Here is a 21,173-nt window from a genome sequence, read left to right on the forward strand (position 1 = left end):
GCGGGGCTGCTCGATCAGCACGTGGTGCAGGGGCGTCTCGCGGCCCGGGCGTCAGCGGCCGCGGGCCTCGCGCTTGCGCATCTGGGCGGCGATGTCCGCCTCGGTGATCTCCTTCTTCGCCGGGCCCCAGAGGGCGGCGGCCTGGCTGACCACGCCGATGCCGATGCCGAGCATCGGCCAGATCGGCCAGAAGTAGCCGTCGGCGCCGGTCGCGAACCAGACGCCGGTGGTGATCGCGGAGACGGTCATCCAGCCGCCGACCGAGCCGGCGAAGTCGCGGCGTCGCTTGAGGTCCTTGACCGCCTGCGCGCGCTCGACGTCCTCCGGGCGGGCGAGTTCGGCCTCCGCCGACGTCTCCGCAGCCGTCTCGGACGGCGGCTGAGCGCCGGGGGGCCGCTCGATCCCGGTCGCCGGCGGCTGATCGCGCCGGGCCGACGGATCCGGGGATCCCCAGACGTTGTCGCTCATGAGACCCCTCCGCTCGTCATGGCGCCCAGCCTACGCAGGCACGCCGCCCGGGTCACTGCCCGGAGCTCGGGGGCTCCGGCTGGCAGTGCGGGCACCACCAGGTGCGCCGCCGCTCGGGATCGTCGCGCACCTCTGCGCGCACGAGCACCGTCGTGCCGCAGCGCAGGCACGGCCGCCCGGCCCGGCCGGCGACCCAGTGCCGCTCGCCGCGTCGGGTGTCGCCGGTGGTCGTCTGGTACATCCCGGGCACGGTGACGGAGGCGCGCAGGCCGCGCGCGGCCGTGGCGACGAGCGCGCGGACGTCGAGCGAGCCGATCGGCCGCCAGGGCCAGGCTCCGCGGAGGAAGCAGACCTCGTTCGCCCAGAGGTTGCCGAGGCCGGCCATCAGCCGCTGGTCGAGCAGGGCGGCGATCACGGGGCGGTCGGGGTCGTTCGCCAGGCGGGCGATCGCCTCCTCCGCGCTCCAGTCGGCGCGGAGTGGATCGGGGCCGAGGTGCCCGACGGCCTGCGCCTCGTCGCGGGTGGGCAGCAGCTCGACGACGGGGAGGTCGACGCCCCAGAGGGTCGCGCCGTCGTCGAGGCGGAGGCGGACGCGGACGTCCTTCTGCACGGCGCGCGGCACCGAGCGGCCGGGGGCGGTGACCGTCCAGGAGCCCTGCATCCGCAGGTGGGTGTGCAGGGTCAGGCCGCCGGAGAAGCGGGTGAGCAGGTGCTTGCCGTGGGTGTCGTGCTCGAGGACGCGGCGGCCCTCGAGCGAGGTGCCGGCGGCGGCTCCGGAGCGGAGCTCGCCGTCGGCCACCGCGCGGCCGTCCGCCGCCCGCCTGAGGCGGGCGGCGAGACGGTGGACGCTGTCTCCCTCGGGCACGCTCCGAACTCTAGGAGTCGTGCCCGAGGAGAGTCAGGGGTGGTGCGGCGCCGGCGGGCTCGCTACCTAGCGGGCGCTGTACGCCTGCTGGTACGTCCGCTCCGTGCCGTCCTTCGCGGTGACCTCGATCGTCGCGGAGCCGGCCTTGATCGGGCGCAGCACCGTCAGGTACGTGGTCGAGAACGACTGGCCGGGCTTCACCGAGCTCTTCGTCCGCGTGCCGTAGGGCGTCGAGATCTCGATCGCGACCGCCTCCGGGCCGTTGTTGACGGCCGTGACCGTCAGCGTGCGGAGCACGGCGAGGCGCGTGGTCTTCGCGCTCGTGGCGACGTCGATCACGGTCGCCGGTGCGGTCTCGGGCAGGTCGAGGCCGACGACGACCGGGTCGTGGTCGCTCGAGCGGTAGGCGCTGGCGTCGTAGAAGATCGTCGCGTTGTAGTCGTAGCGGCTGTACTCGAGCGCCACCGACTCCCCGCTGTTGATGTTCCAGGTGTCGACACCCGTGACGGTCGCGTCGGCCGCCGGGGAGGCGAAGACGTGGTCGAGCGAGCCGACCGCGCCGTCGAACGAGTAGGAGTACTTCCCGTCCTTCGCGCCCTGGTCGACGTAGCCGGCGTCGCGCAGGACCTGGACCGGGTCCTCCTGCGAGTAGGCGTTGAAGTCGCCGAGCAGGTAGACCAGCTCGGTCGCCTTCTCGGTCTGCAGGCGGTCGGCGAACGCGACGAGCGCGGTGGCCTGGGCGACGCGGGAGGCGTTCGAGGCGCCCTGGCCGTCGCCCTGGTCGGCGTCGACTCCCGAGCCGGAGCCCTTCGACTTGAAGTGGTTCACGATCGCGACGAACTCGCTGGCGCTGTCGCCGATCAGGCGGAACTCCTGGGCGAGCGGCTTGCGGGCGTTCGAGAACGCGACGCCGTCGTTCAGGATGACCGACTCGCCGACCGGCTCGATGACGGCCTTCTTGTAGATGAACGCCGTGCGGATGACGTCCTCGTCCGCGAGCGCGGGGACAGCGGCGGGCGAGGGCACGTACGCCCACAGCTCCGAGCCGGCCGCGGTGTTGAGCGCGGCGGTCAGCGTGGCGAGGGCCTCGTCGCGCGGCTTGCCGAACTTGGCCGAGTTCTCGATCTCCTCGAGCGAGACGACGCCCGCGCCGAGGGTGTTGATGGCGCTGACGATCTTGGCCTGTTGGCGCTCGAGGTCGTCCGCGTTCGCGGCGCCGCGGGCGTCGCAGCCGCTGTTGACCGTGACGGGGTCGCCGTCGCGGTCGGTGTAGAAGGTGCAGCCGGTGATCGAGTCACCCGTGGTGGAGAAGTAGTTGAGCACGTTGAAGGACGCGATCGACAGGTCGCCGCCGACGGCCTCGGGGGCCGCCTGGCGGGTGTTCGCGAAGGTCGCGGGCTGCACGGTCGCAGCGTTCTCGACGGTCAGCTGCGTGGTCGGCTGGAAGGACCAGCCGCCGTTGCGGTAGTCGAGGACGACGGGCGTCTCGAAGCTCGCGGGCGCGCCGACGCGGATCGGCTCGGTGGGCGTGAGGTAGGGCAGCGGGATCGCCTTGTTCGCGGCCGAGCCGAGGAAGTTGATCGAGGCGCCGTCGTCGAGCACGATCGCGCGGGCGGCGTTGTCGGCGATCACGGCGGCCTGCTCGGGGCTGCCCGGGCGGGCGACCTCGGTCGGGGTCAGCAGCGGCGAGTCGCCGGCGGCGAGGCCGACCGAGCCGAAGCTGTTGAGGTCGAAGGTGTCGGTCACCGTGTACGCGCCCTGCGGGGCGATCAGCATGCTCTCGAGCGCCTCGCGCTCCTGGGTGCTGCGCGGGAGGACGACGGCGGCCGGGACCGGCGCCTCGGCCGGCGTGCCGAGCTTCTCGACGGTCGCGGCCGAGGTCGGGGTGAGCTCGGTGAGGCCGTTGAACTCGCTCACGGCGCCGGTGATGCGCAGGTTGTCGCCGATCGCGACCGCGCCGACGGAGGCGGAGGAGTAGACGAAGACCGCGTCGGAGGCGGTGCGGTTCGCGGTCTGCGCGCCGGTGCCGGCGGTCTGGATCACGTAGCCGTTGTAGCCGCCGGAGGGGTAGCGCGCGGTGACGACGCCGGTGGTGGTGACGGTCTGCCCCACGAGCGGCGACGCGTCTCCGGTGCCCTGGATCTCGGCGATCGAGACCGTCGGCGCGGTGGTCGGCGGGGCGGTCGGGGTCGGGGTCGGCGTGCCGGTCGGGCCGGGGGTGGCCGTGGGCGTCGGCTCCGGGGTGGTGCCGCCGCCGCTCGCCTCCGGGGTCATCGCGCCGACGGTGAAGTCGGCGGCGTTGGAGTCGGTGTCGCCGGTGGCCGTGTCGGCGCGCGCGATCGACTGCGTGAGCGTGGGCACGGTGGCGGCCGCGGACTCGAAGGTGTTCGAGGTGCCGTAGCCCAGCAGGTCGAGGACCGCGTCGGGCTGCTCGGCGGTGCCGGTCGGCGGGGCGACCAGGGTGGCGGTGCCCTCGACGAGGAAGAGCGTGCCGCCCGCGGCCGCGATGTTGAGGCCGTTCGCGGTCTGGTCGGCGGCGGGCAGCGGCGCGCCGTTGCTCCCGTTGCTCGCGCCCGCGATCAGGAAGTGGCCCTCGGCGGGGACGGTGCCGGTGAGCGCGACCGTCGTGGTCGGGTTCGCCGTGCCGGTGGCAGAGCGGTACTGCAGCGAGAGGCCCGAGAGCGCGACGTCGGCGCCGGTCGGGTTGTAGAGCTCGACGAAGCGGTTCGCGTAGGTCGCGCCCGCTGAGCCGCCGCGGGCGAAGATCTCGCTGATGACCAGCTCGTCCCCGCTGGGGGCCGCCGTGGCCGGGCTCGCGACGAGCGGCGAGGCGACGAGAGCGAGACCGGCGAGGGCCGCCAGAGCGAGACGCCTGCGCGGCGTGCCGGCGCGGGGCCTCTCCGTGAGGGCAGTGGGGGAGTCGGGCATGGTGGTCCTCTCGATCGCCGCTCCGGGGAGCGGTGGTGCGGCACCGCGCGGCGACGGTGCCCCTTCGCCCCTGAAAGGGGCACAGTGAGCCACGCTATGCACCGCGGGTGCCCGGCCCGTGAACCGGACGTTTCATGAACGTAAACTCACCCACCGACATCCGGGCCGCGGTCCCGTCTTCGCGGCCTCCGTCCGGGAACGCGCGCCATGATCGGGGGATGATCTCCTTCGAACTGGCCCGAGCACTGCGCACCGCGGGGCTGCGCTGGGCACCGGTCACCGGCGACCGCTTCCGCATCGAGCGCGAGGGGTTCGACGGCGACGTCTTCACCGTCAGCGACATGACCATCGAGGCGCACGAGTACGAGACCGGCACCGTGCTCGGCTTCAACGGCACCACGGAGTGGGCGCTCGACTCGGTCGCACTCGACGACTCGCTCTGGCTGCCGCGCGAGGACCAGCTGCGCGAGCTGCTGCGCGGGACGTTCCGCTCGCTGCGCCGCGTCGCGGACGGCGGGCCGGTGCGCTTCGCCGTGACCGTCGAGCTCGCCGGCGAGCAGCGCGACTTCGAGGACGAGATCGCCGAGAACGCCTACGCGGAGGCGCTGCTCGCCCTGGTCAGCTCGGTCGCGGTCGACCTCGACGACGTGGACGAGCTCGCCTGAGCCGCTCGTCCCGGCCGGTCGCGGTCAGGACGCCGCCTTCTCCGTCGCGGCGTCGTCCTCCTGGTCGGCCTTCTTCGCGGCCGGAGCCTTCTTCGGAGCCGCCTGCTTCGGAGCAGCCTTCTTCGCAGTCGTCTTCGCGGTCGTCTTCGCGGTCGTCTTCGCGGTCGTCTTCTTCGCGGCGGCCTTCTCCGGCGCCGCCTCGGCGGCCGGCGCGTCGTCCTCCGCCTCGTCCGCCTTCTTCTTCGCGGCCCGCTTCTTCGCCGGCGCCTTCTCCTCGGAGTCCGCGGACGCCCCCGCCTTCGCCCCGCGGCTGCGCTCGACCGAGCGCTTCAGCGCCTCCATCAGGTCGAGCACCTCGCCGCCGCCCTCCTCCTCGGGCTTCTCACCGAAGGTGGCCGAGGTGTCGAGGGCGTCGCCCTGCTCGATCTTCGCGTCGATGAGGGTGCGCAGCTCGGCCTGATACGAGTCCTTGAACTTCGACGCGTCGAAGTCCTCCGAGTAGGAGTCGACCAGGTGCGAGGACATCTCCAGCTCGCGAGCGGCGATCCGGGTGGTCCCCTCGAGCGACGGGAACTCGACCTCTCGCACCTCGTCCGCCCAGAGCAGCGTCTGCAGCATCAGCAGCTTGCCGCGCACCCGCAGCGCCGCGAGCCGCGTCTTCTGCCGCAGCGCGAACTCGACGATCGCGGTGCGGTCCGTCTCCTCGAGCGTGCGGCGCAGCAGCACGTAGGCCTTGGGCGAGGACGAGTCCGGCTCGAGGATGTACGCGCGGTCGAACATGATCGGATCGACCTGCTCGCTCGGCACGAACTGCACCACGTCGATCTCGCGGTCGCGCTCCTCAGGCAGTGCCTTCAGCTCGTCCTTGGTCAGCACGACCGTGCGCTCGCCGTCGTCGTAGGCCTTGTCGATGTGGTCGAAGGTGACCACCTCGCCGCAGATCTCGCACTTGCGGGCGTAGCGGATCCGGCCGCCGTCCTTGTCGTGCACCTGGTGCAGGGGGACGTCGTGGTCCTCGGTCGCGCTGTAGATCTTCACCGGCACGTTGACCAGGCCGAAGGTGATCGCGCCCTTCCAGATGGCTCGCATGGCCCCAGTGAACACCGTGCGCCACGGCGGCGGGAAGCCCTGCCCCTCCCGCGAGATGCCACTTGTGACCGGTTTCCTCGGCGTGTCGCGCTCACAAGTGGCATCTCGCGGCGGCGGACCGAGGGCACGCACTCGACGTCCTCCCGGGGGGCGGGTGTCGAATGGGTCTCGATGACTGACGAGAACCGGCCCGCCGACAGGCTCCGCGCCGCCCTGACCGCCCCCGACGCGTCGTCCCGGCTGCAGGCGGCGATGACCGCAGGCACCCGCCCGGCCGATCCGTACGCGACGGTGCTGGTGGCCCGCTGCGCCGTGGAGCCGGACTTCGGCGTCCGCGAGATGCTCACCTGGGCGCTCACCCGGCACGACCCGGCGATCACCGTCGACCTGCTGCTGCCCGAGCTCCGGTCCGAGACGCCGCAGGCTCGGAGCCAGGCGCTGCACACGCTGTCGAAGGTCGGCGACCCGCGCGCCTGGCCCGCGATCACCCCCGCACTCCTGCACGACGAGCACCCGGCCGTCGCGCACGCGGCCTGGCGCACCGCCGCCCGCCTCGCTCCCGCGCCCGAGCGGCCCGCGCTCGCCCGGCAGCTCGCCGAGCACCTCGGCGAGGGGGACCGCCCGGACCAGCGCGCCCTCACCCGCGCGCTGCTGATGCTCGGCGACGACGCGGCCCCCGTCCTCGAGTCCGCGGCGCGATCGGAGGAGGACCCCCGCCGCTTCCACGCCCTCGCGACGCTCCGCCTCCTCGCCGACCCGGACGAGGACGTCGAGGAGGCCTTCGCCCGCGCCCGCCGCCCCTGAGTCCAGCACGCAGTGAGGCGTCCCGCCCCCGTCGAGGCGTCCGGCAGGAGCGGGACGCGTCGACGGGAGCGGGACGCCTCAGGTGGAGCGACGGCTAGACGCCGGCGAGCAGGCCGCGGTCGGCGAGGTACTCGCGGACCAGTCGCTCAGCGCTCGCCCGGTCGGTGATGCCGAACCGGTCGATGATCTGCTGGACGTACGGCCGCGCGATCGCCTCGGTGATGCCGAGCTCGGCCGCGATCTCGCGCGGCGAGAGGCCGGCGGCGATCAGCTCGAGCACCTGCTCCTTGGTGGGGAGCACGAACGGCGGGGTGGTGGGCTCCGGCTCCGGCGTGGTCGGGTCCTTCTCCGCGTCGATCGCCGAGGTGTCCTCCGCGAACGAGGCGGTCACGAACGCGATCGCCTTCGAGGTGATGCCGAGGGCCTCCTGGTTGATGTTCGCCAGGTCGTCGCCGGCCGAGTGGTAGTTCGGGTCGTGCGGGATGCCGACGGTGCCGCCGAAGAGCGCGAACTCCTCCTCGGTCTTGATGTCGTCCGCTCCGGTGAACAGGCCCGACGCGGGGATGCCGGCCGAGATGAAGCCGTCGTAGTCGCTGCGGCCGTCGAACGCGGTGTCGATCCAGGGCTGGTCGATCGAGTCGAAGTAGTCCGTGAACGCCTTCTCGGTCGCGATGGAGCCCGCGGGCACCTCGACCGGAGCCTCGTAGGTGGACTCGTTCGCGTCGTAGACGGAGACGACGTAGTTCGGCGAGGCGACCATGTCGAAGTTCAGGTAGGTGGCGATCTTGCCGGCGTCCTCCTCCGTCAGCGAGTCGACGTAGGTGTAGGAGCCGACCAGGCCGACCTCCTCGGCGCCCCACCAGGCGAAGCGCACGGCATTGGTGGTCTCGCCGGCCTCGGCGAGCTGCACGGCGGTCTCGAGGAGCGTCGCCGATCCGGAGCCGTTGTCGTTGATGCCGGGGCCCTCGGGCACGCCGTCGAGGTGCGCGCCGAGCATGACCACGTTGTCGTGGTCGCCGCCGGGCGTCTCGGTGATGACGTTGAAGGTGTCGGTGTCGGTCGTGGTCTGCTCGAGCACGAGGGTCGCCGTCGTGGGCAGCGCGGCGATCAGCGACTGGCCCTCCTCGAGGGTGATGCCGACCGAGGGGATGTAGCTGTCGTCGGGCGCGCCGAGCGTGCCGTTGAGCGCCTCTCCCGGGACGTTGTTGTAGATGATGACGGCCGAGGCTCCGGCGGCGCCGGCTGCGGCCGACTTCTCCGAGAAGCTGCAGGTGCCGCGGCTGACCAGGGCGACCTTGCCGGTGGCGTCCAGTCCGGCCCAGGCGTCGGCGTCGCAGCCCAGCGGGTCGACCGGCTGGATCAGCTCGCCGGTGACGCCGCCCTCGGGGGTCGAGGGGGTGAACGACATCGGGATGCCCTCGACCGCGGGGGTCGTGGTCAGCGAGAACTCGTCGATCGTCTGGGTGGTGGTGGTGAAGTCCTGGCGCTCGGTGGTGTAGCCGGCCGCCTTCAGCACCGCCTCCACGTACTGGCCGCTGAGCTCGTAGCCCTCGGTGCCGATCGCGCGGTTGCCGTCGTTGGCGTCGGCGATGGCCTGGAAGGCCTCGAGGTGGTTCATGATGCCGTCGACGGTCACCGAGTCGGCGAAGTCGACGGGCTCGACGGCGTTGGCCGCGGGAGCGAAGGCGAAGCCGGCGACCAGCGCGCCGGCGCCGATCATCGCGGCCGAGCCGAGGAGTGGACGCCGGCGTCGTGCGCCGGAGGTGTCTTCAGTGGGGGTAGCCACAGGTGGTCCCTTTCGTCGAGGGCGGCGACCGTCGGACCGACGGCCTCCGTCGCCCTCGACGTGCTGAGAAGCGGCGGTGCCCTCTGCGAGCGTATTCACAGGTCGGTCGCGAATGACACCCCTTCGCGGCACTTGTCACCCGGCGGAAACACGAACCGCCGTTCGCGACCGGAGTGCTGGTCAGCGCGTCGCGTCGCTCTCGGCCCACTCGCGGAGCATCGCCAGCGTCTCGGCGGGGCGGTCGCGGTGCGGGCTGTGGCCGGCTCCGGCCACCACGGCGTAGCGCACCCGGGGGTTCGCGCGGAGCACCAGGGCGGCGAGGGACGGCGGGAGCATCGTGAAGACCGCGGGGTCGCCTCCGAGCATCAGCACGGGCGCCTGCAGCGCCGGGACGTCGGCGAGAAGATCCCACGGGTCGTTGTCGTCGATCGTCGCCGCGACGGCGGCGGGGTCGGCCGCGTGCGCGGCGCGCAGCTTCTCGGCCCGGTCGCGCTCGTCCCACCCCGGCTCGGCGGCCGCGAGCTCCTCCGGCACGACGGAGAGCGCCGCGAGCTCGCCGACGCGCACCTCCGCCCGCTCCGCCTCCTCGAGGCGGAGGACCGGGTCGAGCAGCACCAGTCGCCGCGCCCAGCCCGTGTCGCGCGCCGCGGCTCGAACGGCGACCGCACCGCCGAGGGAGTGGCCGACCACGAGGTCCCAGGCGCCGGGCCCGCGAAGGGCGAGCACGTCGTCGGCGTAGTCGTCGTGCCGGGAGGAGCCGCCGCGGGGGCCGGCGCCGTGGCCGCGCAGATCCGGGGCGGTCACGCTCCAGCCGGCGGCCATCAGCGCCTCGGCGACCCGCCACCAGGTCGCTGAGGCGCCGCCGAGTCCGTGCAGGAGGAGGGCGGTTCGCGTCTCCGGGGCTCGCGTCGTCATGCCGCCAGGCTAGGGCGCGTCAGTCGAGACTCGGGTCCCGGCCGGTGCGCTCGCCGGTCGCCAGTGCGCGGATTCCTGCCAGATCCTCGTCGTCGAGGGCGAAGCCGAACACGTCGAGGTTCTCCCGGATCCGCTCCGGCGTCACCGACTTCGGGATCACGACGACCCCGAGCTGCACGTGCCAGCGCAGCACGACCTGCGCGGGCGAGACGCCGTGCTTCGCGGCGATCGCGGCGAGCACGGGCTCGTCGAGCAGCCGGCCGCGGGCCAGCGGCGACCAGGCCTGCGTGACGATGCCGTGCGCCTCGTCGAAGGCGCGCAGCTCGTCCTGGGGGAGCCGCGGGTGCAGCTCGACCTGGTTGATCGCGGGGACGACCTCGGTCTCGCCGAGCAGACGCTCCAGGTGCTCGATCGCGAAGTTCGAGACGCCGATCGAGCGCGCCCGGCCCTCCTGGCGGATCCGCTCGAGCGCGCGATAGGTGTCGACGTAGCGGTCGCGGGAGGGGATCGGCCAGTGCACCAGGTAGAGATCGACGTAGTCGGTGCCGAGCAGCTCGAGGCTGCGGTCGAAGGCCTCGAGGGTCTCGTCGAAGCCGTGGTCGTCGTTCCAGACCTTGGTGGTGACGAAGACCTGCTCGCGGGGCAGGCCGCTGGCGCGGATCCCCTCGCCGACGCCGCGCTCGTTGCCGTAGAGGGTCGCCGTGTCGACGTGCCGGTACCCGGCCTCGAGCGCCGTGGCGACCGTGCGCGCCGCCTCGTCGTCGCCGACCTTGTACACCCCGAGCCCGACCTGCGGGATCGCCCGCCCGTCGTTCAACGCAACCAGTGGAACGCTCATGGCACCCATTCCCCTCCGCGAGATGCCACTTGTGCGCACGACACGCCGCGGAAGCCGCTCACAAGTGGCATCTCGCGGCAGCGCTCAGAGGTGCCAGTGCAGCTCGCCGTGCGGGCCGACGCGGACGGTGTCCTCGATCAGCGCGGCGAGGCCGGCGACGCCGAAGAGGAGGCGGCGGTCGTCGCGCGCCGCCTGGCTCGAGTGGACGAAGCGGCGGACGGCGAAGTACTCGTCGTGACCGGGCTGCAGCCCGTCGACCAGGCCGTGCTCACCCAGGGCGCGCAGTCCGCGGGCCGGACGGCGCGCCGGGCCGAGTCCGAGCCAGAGCGAGCCGGTCTCGAGCAGCACGACCGTGCTCGGCACGATCGCGCCGGAGCGCAGGCGCCGCGCCGTGATCTGCCAGCCGAAGCCGAGGTGGTGCACCCGGATCGGGTGCGGTCCACGCCAGGCGTGCGAGGGGTCCTCGGCGCGGTAGTAGACGGGGCTGGGCCGGAACGAGCCCTGCCAGAGCGCCGCGGCGAGCTCGGCGGTCCACTCCGGCGTCTCGGGGTCTGCCCACGGGTCGAGGACGTGCGCCTGCTCCGCCTCGCGCTGATGCTGGCGGACGAGCTCCTCCGCGTCTTCGCGCAGTCCCATCATCGGCTCCCCCGTCTCCTCGGCGACCCCCACCCTAAGGGGGACAGCCTGGGAGCTCCAGGGGAGCCCGGTCGGAGCGGGGTGGGCGCCGCCTCCGAGCGCCGGAGTCAGGTGGGCAGCTCGACCGGCTCGGTGTCCGGCAGCGGGCTCGCGTCGCGTCCGCGCAGATCGGGGTGGTAGCGGCGGCCGAGCGCCGGGACCAGGAAGCCGACGAAGGCGAACACCGCGGCGACGGCGATCGCGGCGGTCGGTCCGGAGCGGTCGATCTGCACGCCGGCGATCGCCGAGCCGAGCGCCGCGCCGATCAGCTGACCCGTTCCGACCCAGCCGTACGCCTCCGCCGTGTCCGAGAACTTCACGCTCGCGGCCGTGATCGTGAAGAGCGCGGCGAGGGCCGGCGCGATGCCGACGCCGGCCAGGAAGAGCGTGATCGAGAGCCACCAGAAGTCGGTGGAGAACGCGGCGAGACCCATGCCGACGGTGACGATCAGCATCCGCCGCGCGGTGGCCCAGCGGCTGATCGGGATGTGGCCGAGGGTGAGTCCGCCGACCAGCGACCCGGCCGCGAAGACGGCCAGGACGACGCCCGACTCCACCCCGCCCTCGCCGAAGACGGCGACGACACCCGCCTCGACCGCGGCGCAGGCGCCGACGAGCAGGAAGCCGACGACCGTCGCGAGCAGCACCGGCGGCTTGGTCAGCACGACACCGAGCTTCCGCCGCGAGCGCGGGATGCGGACGCGGCCGACCTCGGGCGAGGCGATGAACCAGATGCCACCGCCGACCAGGAAGAACGCCGCGGTGAGGATGCCCGCGACGGTGGAGATCTGGATCGACACGAACGTGGTCAGCACCGGGCCGAGCACCCAGATGATCTCCTGCGCGGAGGCGTCCAGCGAGAAGAGCGGGGTCAGCTGCGAGCTGGGCACCATCTTCGGGTAGATCGTGCGGACGGCGGGCTGCACCGGCGGCATGCTGAGGCCCGCGACGAAGCCGATGACGACGAACTGCCAGATCTCCAGCGGCAGCAGCGCCATCGCGATGATCGCGGCGGCGCAGACGATCAGGGTGGCGGTGAGCACGCGGCGCATCCCGAGCCGGCCCATCAGCCGGCTGGTCAGCGGACCGGCGATGGCCTGGCCGATCGACATCGAGCCCAGCACCAGTCCGGCCGCGGCGTAGGAGTCGTGCACGCGCTCCACGTGCAGCAGGAACGCGAGCGAGAGCATCCCGAACGGGAAGCGCGCGGTGAGCTGAGCCGCGATGATGCGACCCACGCCGGGGGTTCTCAGGAGTTCGGTGTAGCTGCCCACCGGACGACACTAGCGGCCCGCGGAGGCCCGCCGGCGTCGTCCGCCGAACCCGTCGGCGGCGACTCCGGTCAGCCCGCGAGGACCTTCCGGATCCGCTGCAGCGAGACGCTCTCGACGGTGCCCAGGCTCTGCGCGAAGAAGCTGATCCGCAGCTCCTCGATCAGCCAGCGGGCGCGGACCAGGCGCTCCGGCGCGTGCGGCGGCAGCGGGATCGTGCCGCCCGCGGAGCGGTAGAGCTCCTGCGCCGCCTGCACCTCGTTCAGCCAGACCCGGTCGCGGCCGACGTTCTCGCCGATCTTGCCGAAGCGCTCGGTGATGCCGCCGAGGTAGCGGGGCAGGTGCCGCAGCCGCTCGAGGCCGGTCGCGGAGACGAAGCCCGGATGCACGAGCCCGGTCAGCTGCTCGCGGGCGTCGGTCAGCGCGGGGAGCAGCGCCATGCTCGTCGAGGCCTTGAGCGCCTTCTCGACCCCGCGCGCCGTGGTGAGGATCGTGGTGACCGTCTTCACCGTCTCGAACATCGAGTCCATCACGCTGCCCGAGACCCGGTCGCGCACCGCGTCGAACTCGGCGCGGAGGAAGAGCATGCCGTCCGGCTTCATCCGCCAGAGCACCGCGTCGACGCAGGCGAGCAGGCAGTCGGTGAACAGCGCGGTGGTGTTCTGGTACGGGCTCTGCGCGAGCACGAGCTTCTCGTTCGCCGTCAGGTACTGCTGCACGTACGCGACCGGGCTGGGCGTGGCGAGCAGCAGCAGCCGGCGGACGCCGCGCGGGTGCTCGCGCGCCTGGTCCTCGGCGGTGGCGAGCAGGCGGATCGAGACCGAGTCGCCGTCGTCGATCAGCGCCGGATAGGCGCGGATCGTGTTGCCGCCCTGCCGGGTGTCGGTGACGCGGGGGAGCTCCGCCATGTCCCAGGTCTTGATTCCCCGCCGCTCCAGAGCGTCGGGCACGCGCGCCTCGACCACCCGGGCGACCTCGTCGCGGACCCGGCCGCGCAGCCGCTCGGCGAGCGGTGCCAGCTCCTTGCCCGCGGCGACGGTGCGGCCGCGCTCGTCCGCGATCGCGAAGGTGACGCGGAGGTGCGCGGGGATGCGCTCGAGATCGAAGTCGGCGGCGTCGATCACGACACCGGCCTCGCGGCGGATCGCGCCGGCCAGGGTCGCGGCGAACGACTCCGTCGGCGGATTCGGCACGTCCTGGGGGAGCGCGGCGGTGAGCTTGCGCGCCCAGTCGTTCGCGGGGACGACGTTCCGGCGCAGGTGCTTGGGCAGCGCCTTGATCATCGCGGTGACGAGCTCGGCGCGCAGCCCCGGCACCAGCCAGTCGAAGCCGAGCGGAGTGACCCGCGGCAGCAGCGCGAGCGGCACGTGCACGGTGACACCGTCCTCCTCCGTGCCCGGCTCGAAGCGGTAGGAGAGCCGGAAGCGCTGGTCCGCCTGGCGCCACTGGGTCGGGAACGCGGTCTCGTCGATCTGCTCCGCGTCCTCGGGCAGGAGGGTCTCCTGCGTCATCGTCAGCAGGTCGGGCTCGTCGTGCTGGGCGGTGCGCCACCAGGAGTCGAAGGAGCGGACCGAGGTGATGTCGCGCGGCACCCGGCGGTCGTAGAAGTCGAAGACGGCCTCGTCGTCGACGAGCAGGTCGCGGCGGCGGGTGCGCTCCTCGAGCCGCTCGAGCTCGGCGCGCAGGGCCCGGTTCTTGCGGTCGAAGGCGTGCCGAGCGTCCCACTCGCCCTCGACGAGCGCGTGCCGGATGAACAGCTCGCGGGCGTAGCCGGCGTCGATCCGGGAGAACTGCACGCGGCGGCGGGCGATGATCGGCACGCCGTAGAGCGTGACCTTCTCGTAGGCGACGGCCGCGCCCTGCGCCTTCTCCCAGTGCGGCTCGCTGAACTGCCGCTTCACCAGGTCGCCGGCGATCGCCTCGGCCCAGGCCGGATCGATCGCGGCGTTGGAGCGGGCGAAGAGCTTGCTCGTCTCGACCAGCTCGGCGCTCATCAGGGCGTCGGGCTGCTTCTTCGCCAGCGCGCTGCCGGGGAAGATCGAGAACTTCGCGTTGCGCGCGCCGACGTACTGGACGCTCTGGCGCTCGCGGTTCTTGGCCGCACGCTGCGCCTGCTGCGAGGTGGTGTCCTTGATGCCCAGGTGCGAGAGCAGGCCGGCGAGCAGGCTGCGGTGGATGCCGTCCGGGTCGACCTTCGGATCGGCGAGCTCGAGCTTGAGCGGCCGGGCCAGCTGACGCAGCTGGCGGAAGACGTCCTGCCACTCGCGCACCCGCAGGTAGTTGAGGTACTCGGCCTTGCAGAGCCGGCGGAAGGCGCTGGAGGAGAGCTCGGCCTGCTTCTCCTCCACGTAGTTCCAGAGGTTGAGCAGGGTGAGGAAGTCGCTGGTCGGGTCGACGAAGCGGGCGTGCTGCTGGTCGGCCTGCGCGCGGCGCTCGAGCGGGCGCTCCCGGACGTCCTGGATCGTCAGCCCGGCGACGATCGCCATCACCTCGCGGCTGACGTCGTGCTTGCGCGACTCGATCACCATCCGCCCGAACCGCGGATCGATCGGCAGCCTGGCGAGATCCCGCCCGATCCTCGTCAGCTGAGGCGCCTTGCCGGCCCCCCGCGAGATGCCACTTGTGCTCGCCTTCTCCGGCGTGTCGCGTACTGAAGTGGCATCTCGCGGAGCGGCGATCGCGCCGAGCTCCGTGAGGAGGTCGAGGCCGTCCTTGATGCCGCGGGAATCCGGCGGCGTCAGGAACGGGAAGCCGGCGATGTCGCCGAGGCCGAGCGAGATCATCTGCAGGATGACGGCGGCCAGGCCCGTGCGCAGGATCTCGGGATCGGTGAACTCGGGGCGGCGGGCGAAGTCCTCCTCCGAGTAGAGCCGGATCGCGATGCCGGCGCTCGTGCGGCCGGAGCGGCCGGAGCGCTGATTCGCCGACGCCTGCGAGATCGCCTCGATCGGCAGGCGCTGCACCTTGGAGCGCGCGCTGTAGCGCGAGATGCGGGCGGTGCCGCCGTCGATCACGTAGCGGATGCCGGGGACGGTGAGGCTCGTCTCGGCGACGTTGGTCGCCAGGACCACGCGCCGCCGGACGCCCGGGGTGCGCCCCTTCTCGAAGACGCGGTGCTGATCCGCGGCCGACAGCCGGCCGTAGAGGGGGAGGACCTCGGTGCCGGGGATGTTCCGCCCGCGGATGGCGTCCTCGGCGTCGCGGATCTCGTTCTCGCCGGAGAGGAAGACGAGGACGTCGCCCTGGTCCTCGCGCGCCAGCTCGGCGAGCGCGTCGGCGATGCCCGTCATCAGGTCGCGGCTGCCGCTCGTGGCGTCGGGGACGTCGGTGTCGTCCTCCTCCTCGGGCTCCTCGGCGACGAGCGGCCGGTAGCGTATCTCGACGGGGTAGGTGCGGCCGGAGACCTCGATGATCGGCGCGGGCTCTCCCGAGGCGTCCCGGAAGTGCTCGGCGAAGCTCTGCGGGTCGATCGTCGCGGACGTGATGATCAGCTTGAGGTCCGGGCGGCGCGGCAGCAGGCGGTGCAGGTAGCCGAGCAGGAAGTCGATGTTGAGGCTGCGCTCGTGCGCCTCGTCGATGATGATCGTGTCGTACCGGCTGAGCATCCGGTCGTGGTTCATCTCGTTGAGCAGGATGCCGTCGGTCATCAGCTTGATCCGGGTCGACGCGCTCGCCTTGTCGGTGAAGCGGACCTGGTAGCCGACGATCCCGCCGACCTCGTCGTCGAGCTCCTCGGCGATGCGCTCGGCGATGGTGCGGGCGGCGATGCGGCGGGGCTGGGTGTGCGCGATGCTCTCGCGGCCGAGCTCGAGGCAGATCTTCGGCAGCTGCGTCGTCTTGCCGGAGCCGGTGGCGCCGGCGACGATGACGACCTGGTGGTCGCGGATGGCGGCGGCGATGTCGTCCCTGCGCGCCGAGACGGGGAGTTCGGGAGGATACCGGATGCTGAGGACGTCTGACATGAGCCCTCCATCCTACGGCGCCGTGACATGATGCCCAGGTCTCCCGGCGGAATCCCGCGGGCGGCCACCCGCGCCGAGCGGACCGAGCAGAGAGCCGAGTGTGAACACGCAGTCCCTCCTCGTGATCCTCAACATCGTCCTGCTGATCCTCGCGATCCGGGGCGTGCTGGCGAACGGGCGGCTGTCGAAGGTGGCGAAGGTCGGCTGGGTGGCGCTGATCGTGATCCTGCCGTTCGCGGGCAGCATCGCGTACCTGGTGTTCGGCCGGCGGGCGAGCGGGGGTGGGGCGGCGGGGCCGCAGCGGCCGACCGGGTGGTTCTTCGAGCGCTGACGTCCGTCGTGCTGGCGGGTGGGGCGGACGCGGTGCCTCGTCGCGGCTCCTTCCCGCGCGCCTGCGGCGCGCCCGCCAGACCCGAGCCAGGAGCCGCGACGAGGCACCGCGTCCACCCCGCCGGGGGCGAGGGTGCCCGCTCTCAGGAGGTGCGGGAGCAGACCGCACCCCCCCCGCTTGCTGGTCGAGTAGCCCCGAAGGGGCGTATCGAGACCCACCGTCACCGACACTTCCGGTGGACGGGATCGCGACACCCAGCAGGGACACCCCCGGGCGGGGCGGCGTCTAGCGTGGACGGCATGGCCGAACGACTCCGCTCCAGTGTCAGCCCGTACCTCCGCTCGCACGCGGGCAACCCCGTCGACTGGTTCCCGTGGGGCGAGGAGGCGTTCGCGGAGGCGGTGCGGCGGGACGTGCCGGTGCTCGTGTCGATCGGGTACGCGACCTGCCACTGGTGCCACGTGATGGCGCGGGAGTCGTTCTCGGATCCGGTGCTCGCGGAGCGCCTGAACGGCGGATTCGTCGCCGTGAAGGTCGACCGCGAGGAGCACCCCGATGTCGACACCGCCTATCTCACCGCCGCCAGCGCCTTCACCAGGAACCTCGGCTGGCCGCTGACCGTCTTCACCACGCCGACGGGTGAGCCGTTCTACGCCGGCACCTACTTCCCGCCGCGGGCCGTCGGCGGCGTGCCCGCCTTCTCGGACGTCCTCGACGCGGTGTCGGAGGCGTGGCGGCTGCGGCGCGACGAGGTGCACGCCACGGCCGGCTCGCTCAGCGCCGCGCTGCGGGAGGCGACGGCGGTGGTCCCGCCGGCCGGTGCGCTCCCGGACGACGCCGCGCTCGACGCGGCCGTCGCCGCGCTCGCCGCCGAGGAGGACCTCGTGCACGGCGGATTCGGCGGGGCGCCGAAGTTCCCGGTGGCGCCGGTGCTCGGGTTCCTGGCGTCGCGGGGGAGCGGGGCGGAGCTGGCCGAGCGGACGCTGCTGACGCTGGCGGGCTCGCCGCTGCGGGATCGCGACGGCGGCTTCTTCCGCTACGCGACGCGGGAGGACTGGAGCGATCCGCACTACGAGCGGATGCTCTACGACAACGCGCAGCTGCTCGACGTCGCGGCGCTGCTGCTCGGGCGCGACGGCGTCGATCGGGAGGCCGTCGCCGGGGTGGCGGAGGGGATCGCCGACTTCCTGCTCGCGACGCTGCGGCGGCCGAGCGGCGGCTTCGCGAGCGCGCAGGACTCGGAGAGCCTCATCGATGGGCAGCGCTCGGAGGGCGGCTATTACCTCGCCGAGGACCGGTCCGAACTGAGCCCGCCGGCGCTCGACGAGAAGGTCGTCACGGGCTGGAACGGGCTGGCGATCGGGGCGCTCGCGCGGGCCGGACGGCTGCTGGGCCGGGAGGACTGGATCGCGGCGGCGCGGGCGGCCGCGGATCTGCTGATCGAGCGGCACCTGGTCGACGGGCGCGTGAGCGTCCGCGCCTCGCTCGGCGACTCCGTCTCGGCCGCGCGGCCCGCGCTGGAGGACCTGGGGATGCTCGCCGGCGGGCTGCTGCAGCTCGCGCTCGCCGAAGGCGCGCCCCGGTACGCGGTCGTCGCGCGGTCGCTGATCGACGGGGCTCTCGACGCAGCGACGGCCTGGCCGCCGTTCGCGCTGCCCGGCGGCGGGGATCCGGCGCTCGTCGCGCGGGGTCTCCTGCTCGCGGCGGATCCGTCCGAGGGCGCCTACCCCTCGGGTCTCTCCGCGGCGGCCGACGCCGCGCACGGGCTCTACCTGCTGACCGGCGAGCTGCGCTACCGCGAGGCGGCGGAGGCCGTCGTCGGCGGCATCGCGCCGAGCGCGCTCGGGCAGCCGAGGGGCTTCGGCGGCGTGCTCGCCCTGGCCGGGCGGCTCGCCCGACCCGTCACGCAGCTGGTCGTGGTGGTGCCGGACGCCCGGGCGGAGGAGGCGGCCGAGCTGCGCGCCGACGCGCACGAGACGGAGCTCGGCGTCCTCGCGGTCGTCGCCGACTCGGTCGCCGCCGCGTGGGCGGAGGCCGGCTTCGAGCTCTTCGAGGGCCGCGCCTCGCGCGACGGAGCGCCGACCGCCTACTCCTGCGAGGCGTTCGTCTGCGCGCTGCCGACGACGACCCTCCCGCAGCAGCTGGCGACCCTCCCGGAGCAGTTCAGGCGGCCGTGACCACCAGCGGCGCGTCCGGGTCCGCGGCCCACTCGTTCAGCGAGCCGTCGTAGACGACCGCCGTGTCGACCCCGAGCACGGCGAGCGCGAGCGCGTCGGCCGTCGCGGCGATGCCGCCGCCGCAGTAGAGGACGATGCGCTCGGCCCGCAGCGTCTCGCCGAAGAGGGCGCGGAGCCGCTCGGCCGGCAGGAGCGTGTTGGTCTCGCGGTCGACGAGTCGGGCGGCGGGAACGCTGACCGAGCCCGGCAGGTGGCCGCGGCGCGGTCGCTGCCCGGCCTCACCGGTGAACTCCTTCGGCGGCACCGCGCAGACGAGCGCGCCCGGCGCCTCGCCGCGGACGATCCGCTCGACCTCGGCCTTGTCGACCCAGAGCGGCCGCTCCGCGCGCACGGTGATCCCGGGGCCGGCGACCGGAGCGACGTGCCCGGTCTCGACGGCCCGCGCCTCCTGCCGCCACGCCGTGAGACCGCCGTCGAGCACGGCGACCGCGTCGTGCCCGGCCGCCCGCAGCAGCCACCAGAGCCGCGAGGCCCACTGCCCCACCGCGGAGTCGTAGACGACGACGACCGACCCGTCGTCGATGCCGAGCGCGCCGACCGCCGCGGCGAGGCGCTCCGGGTCGAGGCGCGAGAACGGCTGCGCGGCCTCGGCGTCGGAGAGCTGCTCGATCAGGTCGGCGAAGACGGCGCCCGGCACGTGCCCCTCGACCAGGTACTGGTCCTCGCCGCTGAGATAGCGGTAGCGGCCGTCGAAGCCGGGCACGAACAGCACGCTCGCATCGACCACGACGAGGTTCTCGCGGCCGAGGTGGTCGGCGAGCCACTGGGTCGAGACGATCGGCCGGGCGAGGTACGGGGAGCTGGTCACCCGGCCACGGTAGGTCCCACCACCGACGCCGCGCACCCGGACGCGTAACGCCCGGTCATCCGGGCGCCGCCCGGTCGACGGCGCCTCAGCACTCGATGACGTTGACCGCGAGGCCGCCCTCGCTGGTCTCCTTGTACTTCGAGGACATGTCGATGCCCGTCTGCCGCATCGTCTCGATCACCGTGTCGAGCGACACGCGGTGCGTCCCGTCGCCGTGCAGCGCGAGCCGCGCGGCGCTCACCGCGGTGGAGGCCGCGATCGCGTTGCGCTCGATGCACGGGATCTGCACCAGCCCGCCGACGGGGTCGCAGGTCAGCCCGAGGTGGTGCTCCATCGCGATCTCGGCCGCGTTCTCCACCTGCCGCGGAGTCCCGCCGAGCACCGCGCAGAGGGCGCCGGCCGCCATCGCGCAGGCCGAGCCGACCTCGCCCTGGCAGCCCGCCTCCGCGCCCGAGATCGACGCGTTGGTCTTGCAGAGCGAGCCGATCGCGGTCGCCGTGAGCAGGAACCGCCGGATGCCCGCGGGGTCGGCCCCCGGCACGAAGCGCAGGTAGTGGTGCGCGACGGCCGGGATGATGCCCGCCGCCCCGTTGGTCGGCGCGGTGACCACGCGACCGCCCGCCGCGTTCTCCTCGTTGACCGCGAGCGCGAACGCGTGCAGCCATTCCACCGAGGTCGCCCGGGCGCGGTCCAGCGGGTCGTCCTCGAAGGCCTCGAGCCGCTCGCGCAGCACGGAGGCGCGGCGCCGAACACCGAGACCGCCCGGCAGGACGCCGTCCGTCGCGAGCCCGTGGTCGACGCACGCGGCCATCGCGTCCCAGATCGCGTCGAGCCGCGCGTCCACGTCGAGGTCCGGGTGCAGCGCCCGCTCGTTGGCGGCGGCGATCTCGTCGATGCTCGAGCGGGTCCGGTCGCAGGTCGCGAGCAGGTCGAGCGCCGAGACGAACGGGTAGGGGTGCGGGGCGAGCGAGGCCAGCTCGGCGCGCTCACCGGCCCGGCGGATGAAGCCGCCGCCGATCGAGTAGTAGGTGTCCTCCCACTCCGGCAGCGCCGCGTCGCCGAGCCAGACGCTGAAGGTCAGGGCGTTCGGGTGCTCGGGCAGCCGGGTGCGCGGCTCGAAGGCGATGTCGTCGCGGATCATCGGGAGCCGCACCTCGCCCGCGAGCGCGATCGAGTCCTCCTCGTCGAGGCGAGCCCATGCGCCGCGGACCTCCGCCGGATCGCAGGTCTCCGGATGCAGACCGGAGAGCCCCGCGACGATCGCATCGGGCGTCCCGTGGCCGATGCCCGTCGAGCCGAGCGAGCCGTAGAGCGTGCAGACCACGCGGCTCACCCGTTCGAGCAGCCCCGCCTCGCGCAGCCGCTCGGCCAGCGCCAGCGCCGCCCGCATCGGCCCGACGGTGTGCGAGCTCGACGGCCCGATCCCCACGCTGAACAGGTCGAAGGCGGAGACGTAAGCACTCATCGTCCGAGACTACGCCTCGCGCGCGGCAGGGGGCGGGCGCCCGATCGAGCGCCCGCCCCCTTCCTG

General features: G+C 73.2%; 16 protein-coding genes. 4 read left to right on the plus strand and 12 right to left on the minus strand.

Annotated features, from left to right (window positions below):
- Positions 1-51: 51 nt before the first annotated feature.
- From GSU72_RS05365 to GSU72_RS05375, 3 genes are all read right to left on the minus strand, one after another.
- Positions 52-468, minus strand: a complete 417-nt coding sequence (locus GSU72_RS05365; RefSeq protein WP_159984125.1) for a 2TM domain-containing protein — start codon at positions 466-468, stop codon at positions 52-54.
- 52 nt (positions 469-520) lie between these two features.
- Positions 521-1,333, minus strand: coding sequence for a DNA-formamidopyrimidine glycosylase family protein (locus GSU72_RS05370; protein WP_159984126.1), 813 nt, complete (start codon positions 1,331-1,333; stop codon positions 521-523).
- Positions 1,334-1,399: 66 nt separating this feature from the next.
- The gene (locus GSU72_RS05375; protein ID WP_159984127.1) at positions 1,400-4,261 is read right to left on the minus strand and encodes an ExeM/NucH family extracellular endonuclease; all 2,862 of its coding nucleotides are present in this window, start codon (positions 4,259-4,261) and stop codon (positions 1,400-1,402) included.
- Positions 4,262-4,479: 218 nt separating this feature from the next.
- Here GSU72_RS05375 and GSU72_RS05380 point away from each other — a divergent pair, with 218 nt between their 5' ends.
- Positions 4,480-4,926 carry a hypothetical protein gene (locus GSU72_RS05380; RefSeq protein WP_133963064.1) on the plus strand — a complete coding sequence of 149 codons (447 nt, stop codon included), beginning with the start codon at positions 4,480-4,482 and terminating at the stop codon, positions 4,924-4,926.
- 24 nt (positions 4,927-4,950) lie between these two features.
- Here GSU72_RS05380 and GSU72_RS05385 read toward each other — a convergent pair whose 3' ends face one another.
- The gene (locus GSU72_RS05385; protein WP_159984128.1) at positions 4,951-6,015 is read right to left on the minus strand and encodes a Ku protein; all 1,065 of its coding nucleotides are present in this window, start codon (positions 6,013-6,015) and stop codon (positions 4,951-4,953) included.
- A gap of 171 nt (positions 6,016-6,186) precedes the next feature.
- Between GSU72_RS05385 and GSU72_RS05390 the strand changes: the two genes are divergently transcribed.
- On the plus strand, positions 6,187-6,819 hold the full coding sequence (locus tag GSU72_RS05390; RefSeq protein ID WP_159984129.1) for a HEAT repeat domain-containing protein: 633 nt from the start codon (positions 6,187-6,189) through the stop codon (positions 6,817-6,819).
- 94 nt (positions 6,820-6,913) lie between these two features.
- Here GSU72_RS05390 and GSU72_RS05395 read toward each other — a convergent pair whose 3' ends face one another.
- The 6 genes from GSU72_RS05395 to hrpA all read right to left on the minus strand — a co-directional run bounded on the left by GSU72_RS05395 (position 6,914) and on the right by hrpA (position 16,266).
- Positions 6,914-8,605, minus strand: coding sequence for a M28 family peptidase (locus GSU72_RS05395; RefSeq protein WP_244255987.1), 1,692 nt, complete (start codon positions 8,603-8,605; stop codon positions 6,914-6,916).
- Positions 8,606-8,785: 180 nt separating this feature from the next.
- The gene (locus GSU72_RS05400) at positions 8,786-9,520 is read right to left on the minus strand and encodes an alpha/beta hydrolase (RefSeq protein ID WP_159984130.1); all 735 of its coding nucleotides are present in this window, start codon (positions 9,518-9,520) and stop codon (positions 8,786-8,788) included.
- Positions 9,521-9,539: 19 nt separating this feature from the next.
- Positions 9,540-10,358 (minus strand): aldo/keto reductase, encoded by an 819-nt coding sequence (locus GSU72_RS05405; protein WP_208545155.1) that lies wholly within the window; start codon positions 10,356-10,358, stop codon positions 9,540-9,542.
- An 84-nt stretch (positions 10,359-10,442) separates the two neighbouring features.
- Positions 10,443-10,994: a hypothetical protein gene (locus GSU72_RS05410; RefSeq protein WP_159984132.1), complete on the minus strand. Its 552-nt coding sequence runs from the start codon at positions 10,992-10,994 to the stop codon at positions 10,443-10,445.
- Positions 10,995-11,101: 107 nt separating this feature from the next.
- The gene (locus GSU72_RS05415) at positions 11,102-12,307 is read right to left on the minus strand and encodes an MFS transporter (RefSeq protein WP_159984133.1); all 1,206 of its coding nucleotides are present in this window, start codon (positions 12,305-12,307) and stop codon (positions 11,102-11,104) included.
- 68 nt (positions 12,308-12,375) lie between these two features.
- A complete protein-coding gene (gene hrpA, locus GSU72_RS05420) occupies positions 12,376-16,266 on the minus strand; it encodes an ATP-dependent RNA helicase HrpA (protein WP_159984134.1) in 3,891 nt (1,296 codons plus the stop codon).
- Between the two features lie 100 nt (positions 16,267-16,366).
- Here hrpA and GSU72_RS05425 point away from each other — a divergent pair, with 100 nt between their 5' ends.
- On the plus strand, positions 16,367-16,597 hold the full coding sequence (locus GSU72_RS05425) for a PLD nuclease N-terminal domain-containing protein (RefSeq protein ID WP_159984135.1): 231 nt from the start codon (positions 16,367-16,369) through the stop codon (positions 16,595-16,597).
- 299 nt (positions 16,598-16,896) lie between these two features.
- Entirely contained in the window at positions 16,897-18,774 is a 1,878-nt protein-coding gene (locus GSU72_RS05430; RefSeq protein ID WP_159984136.1) for a DUF255 domain-containing protein, read from the plus strand.
- Here the strand turns inward: GSU72_RS05430 and GSU72_RS05435 are convergent.
- Both GSU72_RS05435 and GSU72_RS05440 read right to left on the minus strand, forming a co-directional pair.
- Positions 18,761-19,642: a rhodanese-like domain-containing protein gene (locus GSU72_RS05435; protein WP_159984137.1), complete on the minus strand. Its 882-nt coding sequence runs from the start codon at positions 19,640-19,642 to the stop codon at positions 18,761-18,763. The two genes, GSU72_RS05430 and GSU72_RS05435, sit on opposite strands and share 14 nt — an antisense overlap.
- 85 nt (positions 19,643-19,727) lie before the next feature.
- Positions 19,728-21,107 carry an L-serine ammonia-lyase gene (locus tag GSU72_RS05440; RefSeq protein WP_159984138.1) on the minus strand — a complete coding sequence of 460 codons (1,380 nt, stop codon included), beginning with the start codon at positions 21,105-21,107 and terminating at the stop codon, positions 19,728-19,730.
- Positions 21,108-21,173: the final 66 nt, after the last annotated feature.

It is taken from the genome of Rathayibacter sp. VKM Ac-2760, assembly GCF_009834185.1.
Lineage (GTDB): Bacteria > Actinomycetota > Actinomycetes > Actinomycetales > Microbacteriaceae > Rathayibacter.